Consider the following 18,088-nt stretch of genomic DNA (forward strand, 5'->3'; position numbering starts at 1 on the left):
TCATTACGCAAACGATTAAATAAGGAATTAAGATGGCGCAAGATAATGACTTTAGCCTCGGACCCGTACCACAAACGGAGCGAAAAGGGGTGATATCCCTCACTCTCGTGATGTTGGGGTTAACCTTTTTCTCCGCTAGTATGTGGACAGGTGGCTCACTCGGAACCGGACTCACCTATCACGATTTCTTCATGGCGGTTCTCATTGGTAACTTATTACTCGGTATTTACACTTCCCTTCTTGGCTACATTGGCTCTTCAACTGGATTATCAACTCATTTATTAGCTCGCTTCTCCTTTGGTTCTAAAGGTTCTTGGCTCCCCTCTTTTCTTCTCAGTGGTACACAAGTTGGTTGGTTCGGCGTTGGGGTTGCGATGTTCGCCATTCCTGTCCAAAAAGCCACTGGCATCGATACTAATATCCTCATCATCGTTTCAGGTTTATTGATGACGGTTACCGTCTATTTCGGTATTTCAGCCCTGATGATTCTTTCTACCATTGCCGTTCCCGCGATTGCCCTCTTGGGAAGTTACTCGGTCTACGAAGCTATCCATAGTGTCGGCGGCCTTGAAGTCATTCAACATCATGTCCCAGAACAACCGCTCGATTTTTCCATTGCTCTTGCCATGGTTATTGGTTCTTTCATCAGTGCCGGAACGCTAACCGCTGATTTCGTTCGTTTTGGTAAGAAACCATTGAATGCGGTGATCATTACCATGGTTGCGTTTTTCATTGGTAACTCACTCATGTTTATCTTCGGGGCGGCTGGCGCTTCTGTCACCGGTAAGTCTGATATTTCTGAAGTGATGATGGCACAAGGACTATTAATTCCCGCTATTATCGTTCTGGGTCTCAATATTTGGACGACCAACGACAACGCTTTGTATGCGTCTGGACTCGGTTTTTCCAATATTACCGGCTTGCCAAGTAAATACATTTCTATGATCAATGGCATCGTCGGAACGCTTTGCGCCTTATGGCTTTACAACAACTTTGTGGGCTGGCTAACTTTCTTATCTTTGGCTATTCCCCCTATTGGTGGGGTGATCATTGCCGATTTCTTTAAAAATCGTCAGCGATACTTCAACTACGAACAGCAAACCTTTAAGACCGTCAATTGGGCCGCCATCATCGCTGTATTAGTTGGTGTCGCAGCGGGTAAATTTATCCCCGGTATCGTGCCGCTTAACGCGGTAATTGGTGGGGCAATTTGTTACTTAGTGTTTAATCCTATTATTGATAAACTACTGCCACAGTCACCAACACCAGTTGTCGAATTTGAACAATAATTCGATAAAATAAATCCATAAAAACGAGTGTGTTATGTCAAACCTAATTATTAAAAATGCCCGCTTACGTGGTCATGAGCAATTACAAACCATCACCATCCAAAATGGTGTTATCAGTGAAATTTCAAACTCAACCAATACCTCAAATGAAGAGGCTATTGATGCCCAAGGTCACTTAGTCCTTCCCCCTTTTTGTGAACCGCATATTCACTTAGATACGACACAGACTGCAGGTGAGCCGAATTGGAACCTATCCGGTACATTATTTGAAGGGATTGAACGTTGGGCTGAGCGTAAAGATCTGCTGTCAATTGATGATGTGAAGCAACGTGCAAAGAAAACCTTAAAATGGCAAATTGCTAATGGTATTCAATTTGTGCGCACCCATGTCGATGTCTCTGACCCTACATTAATCGCGCTCAAAGCTATGCTGGAAGTAAAAGAAGAAATGAAACCGTGGATTGATGTGCAAATCGTCGCATTCCCACAAGAAGGAATTCTTTCTTACCCTAACGGTAAAGCGCTCTTAGAAGAAGCCGTCAAACTTGGCGCCGATGTTATTGGTGCCATTCCCCACTTCGAATTTACTCGTGAATACGGTGTTGAATCATTACACTTTGCCTTTGAGTTAGCGCGTAAATATGACCGCTTGATTGACGTACATTGTGATGAAATTGATGATGAACAATCGCGCTTCGTTGAAACCGTCGCGGCACTGGCGCATAAATATGATATGGGCAATAAAGTCACAGCCAGTCACACCACGGCCATGCATTCTTATAATGGCGCTTACACTTCACGCTTATTCCGCTTATTACGCATGTCAGGCATCAACTTTGTTGCCAATCCATTAGTGAATATTCACTTGCAGGGTCGTTTTGATGATTATCCAAAACGCCGTGGTATCACCCGCGTCAAAGAAATGTTAGCCAGCAATATTAATGTGTGCTTTGGCCATGATGATGTATTTGACCCATGGTATCCATTAGGCACAGCCAACATGCTGCAAGTATTGCACATGGGGCTGCATGTTTGCCAAATTATGGGTTATGAGCAAATTAATGATTCACTCAAACTGATCACTGACCATTCAGCACGAACACTTAATATCCAAGATCAATATGGTATTGAAGTCGGTAAACCGGCCAATATGATTGTGCTTCCTGCCGAAAATGGGTTTGAAGCGGTACGTCGTCAAGTCCCGGTACAATACTCTATCCGCGGTGGTAAAGTAATCGCAGAAACTCAGCTTGCACAAACTCACATTCAATTAGACGAAAAAGAATGTGTGACCTTTAAACGTTAATATTCAAGGCTACAAGCTCACAAAAAATAAGGTTTGGTGGTATTTGCGTCCATTGAACCTTATTTTTATATCAATCACACTAATTAATATCATATTCCGCTATACTCACCACTTTATTTTCTTTCCAACTCATTGGCCTAGGCACTTCATGACACAAAGCAATAATCCGCTCCACGGAATCACACTCGAAAAGCTTCTCACTGAATTAGTTGACTATTATGGCTGGAATAAGCTCGCGCAAATGGTCAATATTAACTGCTTTAAAAGTGATCCCAGTATTAAATCCAGTCTGAAGTTTTTACGTAAAACCGAATGGGCAAGAACAAAGGTTGAACAGCTGTATATTGATTTGAAGAAATAAACGCAGTTGCGAGTTGCGAGTTGCGAGTTGCGAGTTGCGAGTTGCGAGTTAAGTTTAAAATAGCTGCAACCTATATTCATAATATTTCTACATTTTTATCCAACAATCCCTTTAGGAGATCCTGAACTGCGCTCCTACGTCGCTTTTCAGGATGACATTGTTTTTCAGTTCTGTACGGCTTTTCGGCTCCCTAGCAAAGCATCCTCGCATTCCGAAACATGATATCCATCTGCTGCATTCAGCTCCCTGATTTCACCTACTTCTCTTTAAGGATGACACAATTTTATAAATTCCGTTCACCGCTTTTCGGCTTCCTAGCAAAGCCGTCCTAGCATTCCGAAACATGATACTCATCCGCTGCATTCAGCTCCCTGATTGCACCTACTTCGCTTTTCAGGATGACACTGTTTATAATTCCGTTCACCGCTTTTCGGCTCCCTAGCAAAGCGTCCTCGCATTCCGAACCAGCTCTTCCCAGAAACTAGACACTCGAAACTAGCATTATTCATGCATAAAAAAACCCGCTATCTCTAGCGGGTTTTTATTAAGCTTTAATCAACTAAAAAGAATTACTTCTTCTCAGCTTCTTTACGAGCTTTAACGTCAGCAATTACTTGCTCTGCAACGTTCATTGGACATGGTGCGTAGTGTGCGAATTCCATAGAGAATTGACCACGACCAGAAGTCATTGTACGTAGAGAACCGATGTAACCGAACATTTCTGAAAGTGGTACGTCAGCCTTGATGCGAACGCCTGTAACGCCAGCTTCTTGGTCTTTGATCATACCACGACGACGGTTAAGGTCACCGATAACATCACCAACGTGATCTTCAGGAGTGAACACGTCAACTTTCATGATAGGTTCAAGAAGTTGTGCGCCAGCTTTTGGCATAGATTGACGGAATGCGCCTTTCGCTGCGATTTCAAATGCTACTGCAGATGAGTCAACTGCGTGGAAACCACCGTCAAATAGTTCAACTTCAACGTCTAGTACTGGGAAGCCAGCTAGAACACCGTTGTCCATCATGCCAGCAAAACCTTTTTCGATTGCAGGCCAGAATTCTTTAGGTACGTTACCACCAACAACTGTTGATGTGAACTTGAAGCCAGAACCCACTTCACCAGGCTTGATACGGTAATCAATTTTACCGAATTGACCAGAACCACCAGACTGTTTCTTATGCGTGTAGCTATCTTCAACTGCTTGAGTGATAGTTTCACGGTAAGCTACTTGTGGTTGACCAACGATTAGGTCTACGCCGTAAGTACGCTTCAAGATGTCTACTTTGATGTCTAAGTGAAGCTCACCCATACCTTTAAGGATGGTTTCGCCAGTTTCTTCATCAGTTTCAACTTGGAAAGATGGATCTTCTGCAACCATTTTACCGATCGCGATACCCATTTTCTCAGAACCGCCTTTATCTTTAGGCTGTACAGCAATCGAGATTACTGGAGTTGGGAATACCATTGGTTCTAGAGTTACTGAGTGCTTAGGATCACATAGAGTGTGACCAGTTTGCACGTTCTTCATACCAACGATAGCGATGATGTCACCCGCTTGTGCGAAAGTCAGTTCTTTACGCTCATCCGCTTGCATCTCAACCATACGGCCAACACGCTCAGTTTTACCTGTGAACGAGTTAAGAATGGTGTCACCTTTGTTCAATTTACCAGAGTAAATACGAACGAAAGTTAGTGCACCAAAACGGTCATCCATGATTTTGAATGCTAGCGCTTTGAAAGATTCATCAGCAGAAACGATAGCGTGTTCGCCAGTTTCGTTGCCTTCTTCGTCCATTAGAGGTTGAGGTTTAACTTCTGTTGGAGAAGGTAGGTAATCAACAACTGCGTCAAGTACTAGTTGCATACCTTTGTTTTTGAACGCTGAACCACAGTATGTTGGGAAGAACGCTAGATCACGAGTACCTTTACGGATACAAGCTTTGATTTGCTCTAGAGAAGGTTCTTCACCTTCCATGTAAGCCATCATTAGTTCGTCGTCTTGCTCAACAGCCGTTTCGATTAGCTCTTCACGGTATTGCTCAACATCATCAACCATGTCTGCTGGAACTTCTTCAATTGAGTAGTTCTCAGGTAGACCTGTTTCATCCCAAACGTAAGCTTTACGTTCTAGAACGTCAACAACACCAACAAACTGATCTTCGATACCGATTGGTAGAGTCATGATTAGTGGTGTAGCACCAAGTACTTTACGTACTTGATCAGTAACACGGAAGAAATCTGCACCCATACGGTCCAGTTTGTTTACGAAAATGATACGTGCAACTTCAGATTCGTTAGCGTAACGCCAGTTAGTTTCTGATTGTGGTTCAACACCACCAGAACCACAGAATACACCGATACCACCGTCAAGAACTTTAAGAGAACGATATACTTCTACTGTAAAGTCAACGTGTCCCGGGGTGTCGATTACGTTGAAACGGTGGTCTTTCCAGAAACAACTTACCGCTGCCGATTGGATTGTAATACCACGCTCAGCTTCCTGCTCCATAAAGTCAGTTGTTGATTCGCCATCGTGCGTCTCACCACTTTTATGGATAGTACCTGTTAGCTTAAGGATACGTTCAGTCGTGGTAGTTTTACCCGCATCAACGTGCGCAAAAATACCAATGTTTCTGTATTTTGATAAGTCAGTCATTGTCTTACTCTATTAATAGGATATAAAGTTCGCGCAGAGTATAACACAATCTGTCAAGACTGATATCCCCTCTGAGCATTTGGATAAAAAATCTTTTTTATTTAAAAAAAGCTCAATTAAAAGGCAAAAAAATGCTCCTTTTTGATGCTTAAAGTCATCAAAATGTCGCAATTTTATCGTGTTAGCTCTATTCTGGTAACACTTACTGCACATTATAAAGGATTAAAATGGGCAAACGGCTGAAAAAATGGATCGTAAAAACACTGCTGTTCTTTGGTGTTCTCTCCGTTTTATTGACTTTTCCGCTTAAATACATCAATCCCATCGTTTGGAGTTGGCAATTACAAAGAGACTGGTTTCCACCAGAGAAATACCACTCTTATCCTCAAGCCAACTGGGTAAATTTAGACAATATTTCGCCTTATATGCAACTTGCGGTGATGGCCTCCGAAGATCAACGTTTTCCTATTCATCATGGAATCGATTTTGCCTCCACTCAACAAGCGGTCGCAGATATGATTGCTGGAGAGCGCTTTCGGGGTGCCAGCACCTTAACTCAACAAACCGTTAAAAATTTATTTTTATGGTCAGGCAAAGATATTGTCCGTAAAGCCATCGAAGCTTACTTAAGTTTACTGGTCGAGTTGGAATGGGGAAAAAAGCGCATTTTAGAAATTTACCTCAATATTGTCGAATTTGGTCCGGGGATTTATGGAGTACAAGCAGCCAGTCAACATTTTTACGGCATTCACGCCAGTCAATTATCCCAACCTCAAGCGGCTCGTTTAGCCGCCGTCCTTCCTAACCCTTATCAATTCAATGTTGCTAAGCCAACACCTTATCTATGGCAACGAGTCGATTGGATCGAAACACAAATGAATCAGTTGGGATTGGGGTATTTGAAGGAAATGGATTGATGGGTTCCTGGTTCCTGGTTCCTGGTTCCTGGTTCCTGGTTCCTGGTTCCTGGTTCCTGGTTCCTGGTTCCTGGTTCCTGGTTCCTGGTTCCTGGTTCCTGGTTCCTGGTTCCTGGTTCCTGGTTCCTGGTTCCTGGTTCCTGGTTCCTGGTTCCTGGTTCCTGGTTCCTGGAGGGCATCCTTCAAGAGCTAACAATATGAAGCAAGGAAGATATATTTTTATTATTATAAATATTCAACATCTCCCTCTAGCGACTAGGAACTCGTAACTAGGGACCTATTACACTTCCTCAAACGCATCTATCGCTTCAGACAATTTCTTCACACCATGGATCTGCATACCAGCAATTCCACCTTTCGGCATATTCGCCGCTGGCACAATCGCTTTCTTAAAGCCATGTTTGTAAGCTTCCATCAAGCGCTCTTGACCACTAGGAACCGGGCGAATTTCGCCAGCCAACCCGACTTCTCCAAATACCACCACATCTTTGGGTAAAGGACTATCTTTAAAGCTTGAAAGTAATGCCATCAATAAGGCTAAATCGGCGCTAGTTTCCGCCACTTTCACGCCCCCGACCACGTTGACGAATACATCTTGGTCAGCCATTTGTAATCCACCATGCTTATGCAATACGGCCAGCAACATAGATAAACGGTTTTGATCAAGACCAACGGCAACCCGACGTGGATTCGATAGTTGTGAATAATCGACCAACGCTTGAATTTCCACTAACAAAGGACGTGTGCCTTCCCATACCACCATCACAGAACTGCCTGAGGTTTCTTCATCACCACGAGACAAGAAAATGGCAGAAGGGTTACTGACTTCTTTTAGCCCTTGTCCTGTCATGGCAAAGACGCCTAATTCATTCACGGCACCAAAACGGTTTTTATGACTACGTAAGGTTCTAAATCGACTGTCGGCACTACCATCTAATAACACTGAACAGTCAATAATATGCTCAAGCACCTTAGGCCCGGCTAGCGTTCCATCTTTGGTAACATGCCCGACTAAAAAGACCGCAACATTATTTTGTTTAGCATAACGAGTTAACGTGGTAGCCGATTCTCGTACTTGTGACACACTGCCCGGTGACGATTGTACATCAGCCACATGCATGACTTGGATTGAATCAATCACCATGATTTTAGGTTTTTCACTTTCTGCAATTTGGCAAATTTTATCGACATTGGTTTCCGACAACATTTTTAAATGCTCTTTCGGTAACCCTAAACGAGAAGCACGCATGGCGACTTGCTGCAACGACTCTTCACCAGTCACATATAAAGTTGGCATGTGCGCCGCTAATCGACAAACGGTTTGTAATAACAGGGTGCTTTTACCTGCGCCAGGGTTACCGCCGATGAGCACGGCCGCCCCAGGAACAATACCGCCCCCTAATACCCGGTCAAATTCTTTAAACCCTGTAGAAAAACGAGGGACTTCTTGTAGATCAATATCGGAAAGATTTTGTACTTTGGTTTCTGAAACCGCCCCCGCATAACCCGATAAGCGCTCATTACGTGCAACTTGTGGTGAAGCAGCAAGACGAACTTCCGTAATGGTATTCCAAGCACCACAAGCATTACACTGCCCTTGCCAACGTGGAAAATCCGCTCCACAGTCATTACAGACATACGCTCGTTTTGCTTTTGTTGCCATGAAGAAAGTACCTACGTTAGTTGAATATAGAGATTAAATATGTTGAATATATAGATTGAATATAAATGCTTATGTAGGTCTCGACTTTTAACCTGCCGTCATTCTCTACATAAGCCTAAGCGAAGAAGATACGGAATCTCCTACTACACCTTGAGTCTCAAATAGTGATTGGAGATCCTGAACTGCGCTCCTACGTCGCTTTTCAGGATAACGATCTTTTCCTAAATACGAGCAGTGAAACGTCCAAACCCAAACAACACCCCTGCTTTTCGGCTCTCGAGCGTAGCGTCCCCGCAGCACGATACTCTTATCCTAGGTCACTTTTCCGGAGAATAAGCTTTCCCACGATAAAAAGTAAAACAGCCGAAAATCGAACAACTCCCCCGCTTTTCGGCTCTCGAGCGTAGCGCCTCCGCGACACGATACTCTTATCCTAGGTCACTTTTCTGGAGAATAAGCTTTTCCCGCGATAAAAAGTAAAACAGCCGAAAATCGAACAACTCCCCCGCTTTTCGGCTCTCGAGCGCAGCGTCCCAGCAGCACGATACTCTTATCCTAGGTCACTTTTCCGGAGAATAAGCTTTCCCCGCGATAAAAAGTAAAACAGCCGAAAATCGAACAACTCCCCCGCTTTTCGGCTCTCGAGCGCAGCGTCCCCGTAACACGCTTCTAAAAACGAATCTTTCGCTGTTACTACGGAACCGCCTTCCACCCAATACGCTTCTGCTGAACAAGTGCGGCGGATAATATACATAGAACGCCACCAAGGCCAGTATAACGAATGGCGGTTTGTGCTTTTTGTTCAACTTTAGGTTTGGCATGAAACGCAATCCCTAAACCAGCCGTCGCCATCATGACTAAATCATTCGCCCCATCCCCAACCGCAACGGTGTTATGTTGCTCGACATCATATTCGTCGGCCAGAGTCACTAAAATATCGGCTTTCGTTTGTGCGGAAACCACATCACCGAGCACTTGTCCTGTCAATTTACCTTCAACAATTTCTAGTGTATTTGACTGAGCAAAATCCAAACCGAGCTTTTCTTTTAAGTGATCAGAAAAATACGTGAAGCCACCAGAAGCAATTGCGGTTTTCCAACCCAATTGTTTTAAAGTGGTCACTAACTCGGCTAAATCAGGCATCAAAGGTAAATCAGCACGCACCTGCGCCAAAATAGATTCATCCGCTCCCGCTAAAGCTTTTACTCTTTCACGTAAGCTTTGTTCAAAATCCAGTTCACCTTGCATAGCTCGTTCCGTGATATCAGAAACTAACGCTCCGACTCCGGCTAATTTCGCAATTTCATCAATACATTCAATTTGAATAGCCGTTGAATCCATATCCATCACAATTAGGCCCGGTTTGCTCAGCTCAGGAAGTACGCTGATAGAAGCGCAATCTATGCCTTGAGCATGAAGAAAATCCACCATTTCGGGGATCAATTCTCCTCCCATTAAGGCAACTTCATAGTGACCCACCTTCCAAGCGTCAAGTACGGGATGAAAACGCCCAGTAAAATGGTCGAGGCGATTTAATAACTCTATTGATAGATACTCACCAAACACGATCCATTGTGCTTTTTGCTTATCTAAACTTGAGTACCCTTGTGATTCTGGCAATCGCTTAATCAGCGACATACTACGTTGAATTTTTAACGGTGTTACCACGTCCATGTTTCAGCCTTTTTTGAATCAAATAGTTAGAATTTATGCCACCATAGTATTAAAATAACACCACAGTCGATAAGGAGCTTGTGTATTATGACACAGCTCGCTATAGCAAGTTACCTTATTGCAATTTGGTTACGCAAGCCCTAAACGGCCAATTCATCATTGATTATTACGATATAAAGGGAATATTACATGCAAACATCTTTGTTTTCTTGGCGTGTATTTTTGCGATTTATCGCGATAATCCTACTTGCTGCTATGTTTGCTTATACGATCATTAATAGCTTTGTTATTAGCCGTGATAATGAGCATATACAAAATTATCAATTAGAAACTCTGACGAATTTATTGATCTCGCAATCATCTTTAACCGCCAGTGATCTGATCATTAATGATGATCAAGATGGTTTACTCAAGTTAACCAATCAAATCGCATCAGATGATTTAGTGTACGATGCGACTATTTATAATGCGGAAGGGATTAAACTTGTCGCCAGTGATAATGCTAAAAGCGTAAGAGAGATCCTTGGCTTAGATACCCCACTCAAAACCGCAGGTATCGGCAGAGAACAATTAATTAAACCCATCTTTAATGACACTAGTACTATCGGCTTTATTCGTATTACTTTTGAAAAAGGAAAGGTAACTGCGATTTCCGATCATCGTTATCGTAATAGCGATCATCTGATGTACATGATGCTGATGTTAAGCTTTATCAGTGGGGTGTTATTGTGCTTATTGATCTTATATAAGCCACAAGATGAAGTCGAAAATATTTTGCTTAAAGATATATAAACGAGAAACGAGAAACGAGAAACGAGAAAAAAATAAACCTCTTGATGTGCTGACATCAAGAGGTTTTTTTTGTTCAGTTTATCAAGGTTGTTGAAGTGGCAGTGCGAATAAACACACTTAATAAAGCCGCTTCAAACACAAAGAAAACGATTATTTGTCACCAAGCAATACTGAATCTAGGGCAATGTAAATCATATCATTGAACGTCGTTGCACGCTCATCTGAGGTAGTTTTCTCACCTGATTTAATGTGATCTGATACCGTACAGATAGCCAGTGATTTCGCGCCATATTCTGCCGCTACACCGTAAATACCCGCCGCTTCCATCTCTACACCTAAAATGCCGTATTTATCCATTACATTAAACATGTCAGGATCTGGTGTGTAGAATAAATCAGCAGAGAATAAGTTACCTACTTTAACGTCAATACCACGAGCTTTTGCTGCTTCTTCTGCATTTTTTACCATGTGGTAATCAGCAATAGCAGAAAAATCGTGATCTTTAAAACGCATACGGTTTACTTTTGAATCAGTACAAGCGCCCATACCAATCACGACATCACGTAATTTGATGTCATCGCTGACTGCGCCACAACTACCCACACGGATCACTTTCTTCACACCAAAGTCTTTGATTAACTCTGTCACATAGATAGAGCAAGAAGCGATACCCATGCCATGTCCCATTACTGACACTTTACGACCTTTGTAAGTACCGGTGTAACCAAACATATTACGTACGTTACAAACTTGTACCGCATCATCTAAAAAGTTTTCAGCAATGTATTGCGCTCGTAGCGGGTCACCTGGCATCAGAACTACGTCTGCAAAATCACCCATTTCAGCATTAATATGTGGAGTTGCCATGTTTGTATATCCTTCATATGTATTTTTGTTTAATCGTTTATGAGATACGTAGCTCGTGCGCTACGCTTCTCGTAACTAGAGCGCTTTGCTTCTCGAACAAAGCACTCGGACAATTAATCTTTATAAGTTTGTTTAATCGAATGCTGTCACTATCGAGTTACGAGCATTCGAGTTACGAGCATTCGAGCAACGAGATTCGTCTATCTATAAAAACGACTTTCCGTATTCCATATCAGAAGTACCAAAGTACTCAGCTAGGCTTTGACCGATATCGGCAAACGTATCACGGCGACCTAATGAACCAGCTGGAATCTTAGGACCAGACACTAAAACCGGAATATGTTCACGAGTATGATCGCTTCCCGGCCAGGTTGGATCACAACCATGATCGGCAGTTAAGATCAATACATCGTCTTGTTGTAATAACGCTTGGATTTCAGGTAAACGTGAATCAAAATATTCTAACGCTGCTGCATATCCAGCCACATCACGACGGTGACCATATGATGAATCGAAATCCACAAAGTTAGTGAAAACGATGGTGTTATCACCGGCTTTTTTCACTTGTTCAAGCGTGGCATCAAATAAAGCTTCAATACCGGTCGCTTTAACTTTTTGTGTGATCCCACAACCAGCATAAATATCAGAGATTTTACCAATCGAGACTACTTGGCCATTTTTCTCATCAACCAGCTTTTGCAAGATCGTTGCTGATGGTGGCTCAACCGATAAATCACGACGGTTACCTGTACGAGCAAATTCACCCGGCTTGTTGCCAACAAATGGACGAGCAATAACGCGACCAATGTTATAAGGTTCAAGCTCTTCACGTACGATTTGGCACAATTCAAGCAAGTTCTCTAAGCCATACGTTTCTTCATGGCAAGCAATTTGGAATACCGAATCCGCTGACGTATAGAAGATAGGTTTCCCTGTTTGCATGTGCTCTTCACCAAGCTCATCCAAGATAACCGTACCTGATGAATGACAGTTACCTAAGTAACCTGGTAAGTTGGCACGTTCAACGATTTTATCTAACAACTCTTGTGGGAAGCTATTTTTCTCGTCAGTAAAGTAACCCCAGTCAAATAATACCGGAACACCCGCAATCTCCCAGTGACCAGAAGGAGTGTCTTTGCCCGAAGATAGCTCAGCAGCGTGAGCGTAAGCACCGGTAATTTCTGTTGGTGCTTCTAGGCCCATAGGCAAAGAACCCGTTGACTCTTTTGCAGCCAAAGCAAGACCAAGTTTCGATAGGTTTGGTAAGCACAAAGGTCCTGAACGATGTTCATTGTCAGCTAAACCTTTATGGCATTGCTCTGCAATATGACCTAAGGTATCTGCACCCACATCACCAAATTTGTCTGCATCTTGTGTTGCACCGATCCCAAAAGAATCGAGTACTAAAATAATCGCACGTTTCATGGTTTATTCTCCTCTAGAGATCAATTACAGATCTTCCGCTCGGATTTGGCGATAAATTTCTGGTGTCGGTTGATAAGTACCATCAGACACTGTAATCGCTTGTTGTAATTGATTTGCTGCTTCTTGCCATTGAGCTTCACTACGAGCATGAATCATAGCCAGTGGTGTAGTCTCATCGACTTGTTCACCTAAACGGATGAATTGATCAAAGCCAACCGCATAATCGATTGTGTCAGAAGCCACTTTGCGGCCGCCACCCATCGCGACAACGGCCATGCCAATTGCGCGAGTATCCATTGCCGTTACTGTACCAGCTTGTTGAGCGAAGACGGGCTTGATCACATCCGCTTTTGGTAAATAAGCATCGTAATTTTGCATAAAATCTTTTGGACCGCCTAAACCAGCGACCATTTTGCCAAAGCACTCTGCGGCTTTGCCATTATCGAGTACAAGCTGTAGTTTCTCACGTGCTTGCTCTGTGTTGTCAGCCAAGTTGGCCAAAACTAACATTTCAGCACATAACGCCATCGTCACTTCAAATAAGCGAGGGTTACGTACTTCACCACGAGAGTTTTTCTCGCCAGTTAAGAATTGAACGGCTTCTTTTACTTCAACAGCGTTACCCGCAGAGGAAGCTAACACTTGGTTCATATCGGTTAAAATAGCGGTAGTTTTAGTCCCCGCACCATTAGCAACCGCAACGATAGATTGAGCTAATTCTTCAGAGGCTTCATAAGTCGGCATGAAGGCGCCAGAACCTACTTTCACATCCATGACTAAAGATTCAAGACCTGCTGCCAATTTCTTCGATAAAATGGACGCGGTGATTAACGTGATGTTATCCACTGTTGCCGTGATATCACGAGTCGCATACACACGCTTATCGGCTGGCGCTAAATCTCCAGTTTGACCAATGATGGCTACACCGGCATCTTTAGTGACGTTACCAAACACATCATTGGTTGGCATGATGTTATAGCCAGGGATAGCCTCTAATTTATCCAGAGTACCACCAGTATGGCCTAGCCCACGACCTGAAATCATAGGGACAAAACCACCACATGCCGCCACCATTGCGCCTAGCATTAATGAGGTAACATCCCCAACTCCGCCAGTCGAATGTTTATCCACAATTGGGCCACCAAAGTTCATATGTGACCAATCAATGACCATGCCCGAATCGCGCATTGCACATGTTAACGCTATACGCTCTTTCATGTTCATTTCATTGAAAAAGAGGGTCATGGCAAACGCGGCGATCTGACCTTCAGAAATAGTATCTTTCGCGACACCTTGAATGAAAAAATTAATTTCTTCAGCGGTGAGTTCTTCACCATCACGCTTCTTACGAATAATCTCTTGAGCAAAAAACATTACTAACCTACCTATTTAAACTCGATAAAAAGTCAGGAATAGAGTAATTCATCAGTATTCCTGATAAATCGCCATCGCCGAACGGCTTCGCTCGACAATGGGCGTGAGCAAAATTAATAGCCGCCTTCAGCCGCTTTTTCGCCTTTACCTAGAGTATTTAATAAGTTAGCTAGTAAGCTTGATGCACCAAAACGGTAATGCATATTGTCGACCCAATCTGCACCTAAAATACGTTCTGCCATAGCAAGATAAGCTTGTGCATCTTCCGCAGTACGAACACCACCAGCAGGTTTGAAACCAACTTTGTCTGCTACGCCCATGTCTTTGATGACATTCAACATGATTTCAGCTGATTCTGGTGTCGCATTGACTGCCACTTTACCGGTTGATGTTTTGATGAAGTTTGCGCCAGCTTCGATTGAGATTTCTGAAGCGCGTTTAATCAAGGCTTCTTCTTTTAATTCACCAGTTTCGATAATGACTTTCAATAAAATATCACCACACGCTTCTTTACATTGCTTAACAAGCTCAAAACCTGTTTTTTCGTCACCAGCAATTAAGTTACGGTATGGGAAAACCACATCCACTTCATCCGCACCGTACGCAATAGCCGCTTTTGTTTCAGCAACAGCGATTTCAATGTCGTCATTACCATGTGGGAAGTTCGTTACCGTGGCGATACGAATATCTGGCGTACCTTGTTCACGTAATGTTTTCTTCGCAATAGGGATAAAACGTGGGTAAATACAAATGGCAGCGGTATTGCCAACAGGTGATTTTGCATCTTTACATAAGGCAATCACTTTCTCATCTGTATCGTCGTCGTTCAACGTCGTAAGATCCATTAATTTTAGTGCACGTAAAGCTGCTGCTTGTAAATCGCTCATTTCTATCTCCGATATCAAAAAATTATGTTGGCAAAGGGGTTATCACACCCGAGCTAAGCTTAGTTAAAGTGTAGTGCGATTCTTGGCGCTATTATAAAAAATAACGTCAATGCCCCAATTACCTGAAATGAACGGACTTGGTTCCTTGAAGACTTAGTCCATTGTGGTGAACTAATTGCAATCCTTGTCACCGCACAACCCATCTTCCCGTTAATCAGTGGAGGGTTGTAAACACATCATGTATTGTAAACATCTCTCATTGGCACTCAACCAGTACGAATAAGAATCTACAACCCATTATACCGATTTATTTCGTGAGGTCAGTCACTATCCTTTGCGCAAACGATTTGTATCTCATAAAAAAATGAGATCTTGCACGAGGGTTTCAGTCTGGTATCTCTCAATAACCTCTGCAAATAACAATCTCAACTGCAAATCACTAACCTCAGTTGCGGATAACTAGAGGTCATTCAATACAACGGTTTTTTTTGGGGGGGGGAACATTCTTGAGAGGTCTCTGCACACAAAAAAGCCGCAGCATCATGGCTACGGCTTGATAAGGTTTTAATTGTGTCTATACCCGCAGGTTTTATTACAGGCTTTGTAGCGTAATAAAGAAACCAGCAATAGTTGCGGCCATTAAGTTAGATAATGTACCTGCAAGAATCGCTTTCATACCCATTTGAGCAATTTCAGAACGACGTGCTGGTGCTAAGCCACCTAGGCCACCCAATAGGATCGCGATAGAAGACAAGTTCGCAAAACCACATAGAGCAAATGAAATAATGGCTTTGGTTTTCTCAGAAAGAACCACCGTTGCACCATCAGCTAAATATGGGGCGAAATTAGAGTAAGCCACGAACTCATTCAAAATGGTTTTTTGACCAATGAAAGAACCCGCCAGTGTCGCTTCACTCCATGGCACACCAATTAACCAAGCGATTGGCGCAAAAACATAACCTAAGATAAGCTCAAGCGTCAGATCTGGCATACCAAACCAAGCACCTACTCCGCCTAAAATACCATTAAGCAGTGCAATCAAGCCAATAAATGCCAATAACATTGCACCAACGTTTAATGCAAGTTGAAGACCTGAAGACGCACCTACTGCAGCGGCATCGATAACGTTCGCAGGTTTATCATCCTCCTCATCACTACCATTACCCAATTGCTCAATTGGTTGATCCGTTTCTGGTTTGATGATTTTAGCAAACAAAAGACCACCAGGTGCTGCCATGAAAGAAGCTGCAATCAGGTATGAGAGCGGCACGCCCATTGCCGCATAACCAGCCATTACACCACCAGCAACAGAAGCCAAACCACCACACATAACAGCAAACAATTCTGATTGTGTCATTTTAGGTACGAATGGACGAACCACTAACGGTGCTTCCGTTTGACCCACGAAAATGTTCGCTGTCGCAGACATTGATTCCGCACGAGAAGTACCTAACGCTTTCTGTAAAGCACCACCTAATACTTTGATGACAATCTGCATCACACCAATGTTGTATAAAACAGAGATTAAAGCAGAGAAGAAAATGATAGTAGGAAGTACTTTAAAGGCAAAAATAAATCCAACGCCTTCAACAGAGAAGTTAACTAAGCTGCCGAATAAAAATCCGATACCTTCGTTACCATAGTTATAGACATGCTGAACACCATTTGTCATGGCGGCTAGCATATCTCGTCCCCAAGGTACGTACAGTACAAACGCACCTAAGCAGAATTGGATAGCAAATGCGCCACCCACGGTTCTAAAATTAATTGCTTTGCGGTTGTCAGAAAATAGTACTGCTACTGCCAACAGGAAAATCATTCCAACAATGCTCATAACCAGGCTCATGGTATATGGCTTCCTTATTAAAATTGGTTAAAAAAGTTTAGGGCTCTAAAAAGCGGAAGCGATTATACTCTGACAATTGGTAACAAAGTAATACCACCCTCACACTTATTCATGAAAAAAAAATGAAAAACATACACCTATGTGACAAAAGTCACTATATGTTTACTTTTTTGATATTGACCAGACAGCAAACGTTTGCATTTACGCAACAAATTTCATAAATTCCAACCAAACAAAACACCATTGTTTTTCCAAATTTGTCGCTCAATAACTGCTTTATTTTCTTTTCTTAAAGAGCAAAGTGCATTAAATATCTCAATAAGTCGCTCAGGGTGATTGGGTTGTCCTTGAAATCCCGATACCGGCATATCAGGCGCATCCGTTTCTAACAGCAAACTCTCTAAAGGTAACTGTGCGATTGCTTGACGCGTTTTTTTCGCTCGAGAATACGTAATCACGCCCCCTACTCCAATATAGAAGCCTAATTTGACATATTCCATTGCCTGTTGCTTACTTCCTGAAAAAGCGTGAATAACACCACCTTTTTTTAATCGATAACGTTTTAATCGAGCCAAGACTTTATCATGTGCTTTCCGAGCATGAATAATTACCGGTAATTGATATTGAGTCGCTAACTGTAATTGACAATCCAATAACTCATATTGTTTATCGATCATCTCTTGGGTTAATCGCTCTTGGTTGAGCATAAAATCCAAACCACATTCCCCAATTGCCACGCATTTACTATCACGTTGTCTTAATGCGGCCTCTAATTGTTGAGACGCATCCTCGGGATGCTGATCAATAAAATAAGGATGAAAACCAAGAGAATAATAAAGAGCTGGATATTGTTGAGAAAGGGCTTGTATCAGCGGCCAGTTACTGAGACCAACCGCAGGAATTACGATTCGCTTCACTCCCGCTTGATGAGCTTTGAGTAATTCCGATTGAGTGTCTGAAAAAGCGGGAAAATCAAAATGACAATGACTATCGATAAAAGAATATTCAGGCATTAAATTCTGTTTTA

Annotated in this window: 14 protein-coding genes; 5 read left to right on the plus strand and 9 right to left on the minus strand. The window is 42.7% G+C overall.

Annotated elements, in window-relative coordinates:
• Nucleotides 1–32 precede the first annotated feature (32 nt).
• The 3 genes from codB (at nt 33) to VCA1004_RS08240 (ending at nt 2,956) form a co-directional block, all read left to right on the plus strand.
• Complete coding sequence (gene codB, locus VCA1004_RS08230) at nt 33–1,289, plus strand: cytosine permease (protein ID WP_086983211.1); 1,257 nt, start codon at nt 33–35, stop codon at nt 1,287–1,289.
• A 34-nt stretch (nt 1,290–1,323) separates the two neighbouring features.
• Nucleotides 1,324–2,595, plus strand: a complete 1,272-nt coding sequence (locus tag VCA1004_RS08235; RefSeq protein WP_086983209.1) for a cytosine deaminase — start codon at nt 1,324–1,326, stop codon at nt 2,593–2,595.
• A 148-nt stretch (nt 2,596–2,743) separates the two neighbouring features.
• The gene (locus tag VCA1004_RS08240; RefSeq protein WP_086983207.1) at nt 2,744–2,956 is read left to right on the plus strand and encodes a VF530 family protein; all 213 of its coding nucleotides are present in this window, start codon (nt 2,744–2,746) and stop codon (nt 2,954–2,956) included.
• A 569-nt stretch (nt 2,957–3,525) separates the two neighbouring features.
• Here the strand turns inward: VCA1004_RS08240 and fusA are convergent.
• Entirely contained in the window at nt 3,526–5,616 is a 2,091-nt protein-coding gene (gene fusA / locus VCA1004_RS08245) for an elongation factor G (protein WP_086983205.1), read from the minus strand.
• 227 nt (nt 5,617–5,843) lie between these two features.
• Between fusA and mtgA the strand changes: the two genes are divergently transcribed.
• Nucleotides 5,844–6,533 carry a monofunctional biosynthetic peptidoglycan transglycosylase gene (mtgA, locus tag VCA1004_RS08250; RefSeq protein WP_086983202.1) on the plus strand — a complete coding sequence of 230 codons (690 nt, stop codon included), beginning with the start codon at nt 5,844–5,846 and terminating at the stop codon, nt 6,531–6,533.
• Between the two features lie 280 nt (nt 6,534–6,813).
• Here mtgA and radA read toward each other — a convergent pair whose 3' ends face one another.
• Both radA and serB read right to left on the minus strand, forming a co-directional pair.
• A complete protein-coding gene (gene radA, locus VCA1004_RS08260) occupies nt 6,814–8,196 on the minus strand; it encodes a DNA repair protein RadA (RefSeq protein ID WP_086983200.1) in 1,383 nt (460 codons plus the stop codon).
• Nucleotides 8,197–8,889: 693 nt separating this feature from the next.
• Nucleotides 8,890–9,870, minus strand: a complete 981-nt coding sequence (serB, locus tag VCA1004_RS08265) for a phosphoserine phosphatase (RefSeq protein WP_086983197.1) — start codon at nt 9,868–9,870, stop codon at nt 8,890–8,892.
• 189 nt (nt 9,871–10,059) lie between these two features.
• Between serB and VCA1004_RS08270 the strand changes: the two genes are divergently transcribed.
• On the plus strand, nt 10,060–10,662 hold the full coding sequence (locus tag VCA1004_RS08270; protein ID WP_086983195.1) for a YtjB family periplasmic protein: 603 nt from the start codon (nt 10,060–10,062) through the stop codon (nt 10,660–10,662).
• A 150-nt stretch (nt 10,663–10,812) separates the two neighbouring features.
• Here VCA1004_RS08270 and deoD read toward each other — a convergent pair whose 3' ends face one another.
• From deoD to VCA1004_RS08300, 6 genes are all read right to left on the minus strand, one after another.
• Nucleotides 10,813–11,529 carry a purine-nucleoside phosphorylase gene (deoD, locus tag VCA1004_RS08275; RefSeq protein ID WP_086983193.1) on the minus strand — a complete coding sequence of 239 codons (717 nt, stop codon included), beginning with the start codon at nt 11,527–11,529 and terminating at the stop codon, nt 10,813–10,815.
• 204 nt (nt 11,530–11,733) lie between these two features.
• On the minus strand, nt 11,734–12,954 hold the full coding sequence (gene deoB, locus VCA1004_RS08280) for a phosphopentomutase (RefSeq protein ID WP_086983191.1): 1,221 nt from the start codon (nt 12,952–12,954) through the stop codon (nt 11,734–11,736).
• Nucleotides 12,955–12,978: 24 nt separating this feature from the next.
• Nucleotides 12,979–14,328, minus strand: coding sequence for a thymidine phosphorylase (gene deoA / locus VCA1004_RS08285; RefSeq protein WP_086983189.1), 1,350 nt, complete (start codon nt 14,326–14,328; stop codon nt 12,979–12,981).
• Between the two features lie 113 nt (nt 14,329–14,441).
• A complete protein-coding gene (gene deoC / locus VCA1004_RS08290; RefSeq protein ID WP_086983187.1) occupies nt 14,442–15,215 on the minus strand; it encodes a deoxyribose-phosphate aldolase in 774 nt (257 codons plus the stop codon).
• Nucleotides 15,216–15,807: 592 nt separating this feature from the next.
• On the minus strand, nt 15,808–17,061 hold the full coding sequence (locus tag VCA1004_RS08295; protein ID WP_086983185.1) for a NupC/NupG family nucleoside CNT transporter: 1,254 nt from the start codon (nt 17,059–17,061) through the stop codon (nt 15,808–15,810).
• Between the two features lie 215 nt (nt 17,062–17,276).
• Complete coding sequence (locus VCA1004_RS08300; RefSeq protein WP_086983183.1) at nt 17,277–18,074, minus strand: TatD family hydrolase; 798 nt, start codon at nt 18,072–18,074, stop codon at nt 17,277–17,279.
• Nucleotides 18,075–18,088: the final 14 nt, after the last annotated feature.

The organism is Vibrio aphrogenes, from assembly GCF_002157735.2.
GTDB classification, from domain to species: domain Bacteria; phylum Pseudomonadota; class Gammaproteobacteria; order Enterobacterales; family Vibrionaceae; genus Vibrio; species Vibrio aphrogenes.

What these genes read in the sequence shown, in the direction of transcription:
- codB (WP_086983211.1), top strand. Translation starts at nt 33, where the DNA reads ATGGCGCAAGATAATGACTTTAGCCTCGGACCCGTACCACAAACGGAG.
- VCA1004_RS08235 (WP_086983209.1), top strand. Translation starts at nt 1,324, where the DNA reads ATGTCAAACCTAATTATTAAAAATGCCCGCTTACGTGGTCATGAGCAA.
- VCA1004_RS08240 (WP_086983207.1), top strand. Translation starts at nt 2,744, where the DNA reads ATGACACAAAGCAATAATCCGCTCCACGGAATCACACTCGAAAAGCTT.
- fusA (WP_086983205.1), bottom strand. Translation starts at nt 5,616, where the DNA reads ATGACTGACTTATCAAAATACAGAAACATTGGTATTTTTGCGCACGTT.
- mtgA (WP_086983202.1), top strand. Translation starts at nt 5,844, where the DNA reads ATGGGCAAACGGCTGAAAAAATGGATCGTAAAAACACTGCTGTTCTTT.
- radA (WP_086983200.1), bottom strand. Translation starts at nt 8,196, where the DNA reads ATGGCAACAAAAGCAAAACGAGCGTATGTCTGTAATGACTGTGGAGCG.
- serB (WP_086983197.1), bottom strand. Translation starts at nt 9,870, where the DNA reads ATGGACGTGGTAACACCGTTAAAAATTCAACGTAGTATGTCGCTGATT.
- VCA1004_RS08270 (WP_086983195.1), top strand. Translation starts at nt 10,060, where the DNA reads ATGCAAACATCTTTGTTTTCTTGGCGTGTATTTTTGCGATTTATCGCG.
- deoD (WP_086983193.1), bottom strand. Translation starts at nt 11,529, where the DNA reads ATGGCAACTCCACATATTAATGCTGAAATGGGTGATTTTGCAGACGTA.
- deoB (WP_086983191.1), bottom strand. Translation starts at nt 12,954, where the DNA reads ATGAAACGTGCGATTATTTTAGTACTCGATTCTTTTGGGATCGGTGCA.
- deoA (WP_086983189.1), bottom strand. Translation starts at nt 14,328, where the DNA reads ATGTTTTTTGCTCAAGAGATTATTCGTAAGAAGCGTGATGGTGAAGAA.
- deoC (WP_086983187.1), bottom strand. Translation starts at nt 15,215, where the DNA reads ATGAGCGATTTACAAGCAGCAGCTTTACGTGCACTAAAATTAATGGAT.
- VCA1004_RS08295 (WP_086983185.1), bottom strand. Translation starts at nt 17,061, where the DNA reads ATGAGCCTGGTTATGAGCATTGTTGGAATGATTTTCCTGTTGGCAGTA.
- VCA1004_RS08300 (WP_086983183.1), bottom strand. Translation starts at nt 18,074, where the DNA reads ATGCCTGAATATTCTTTTATCGATAGTCATTGTCATTTTGATTTTCCC.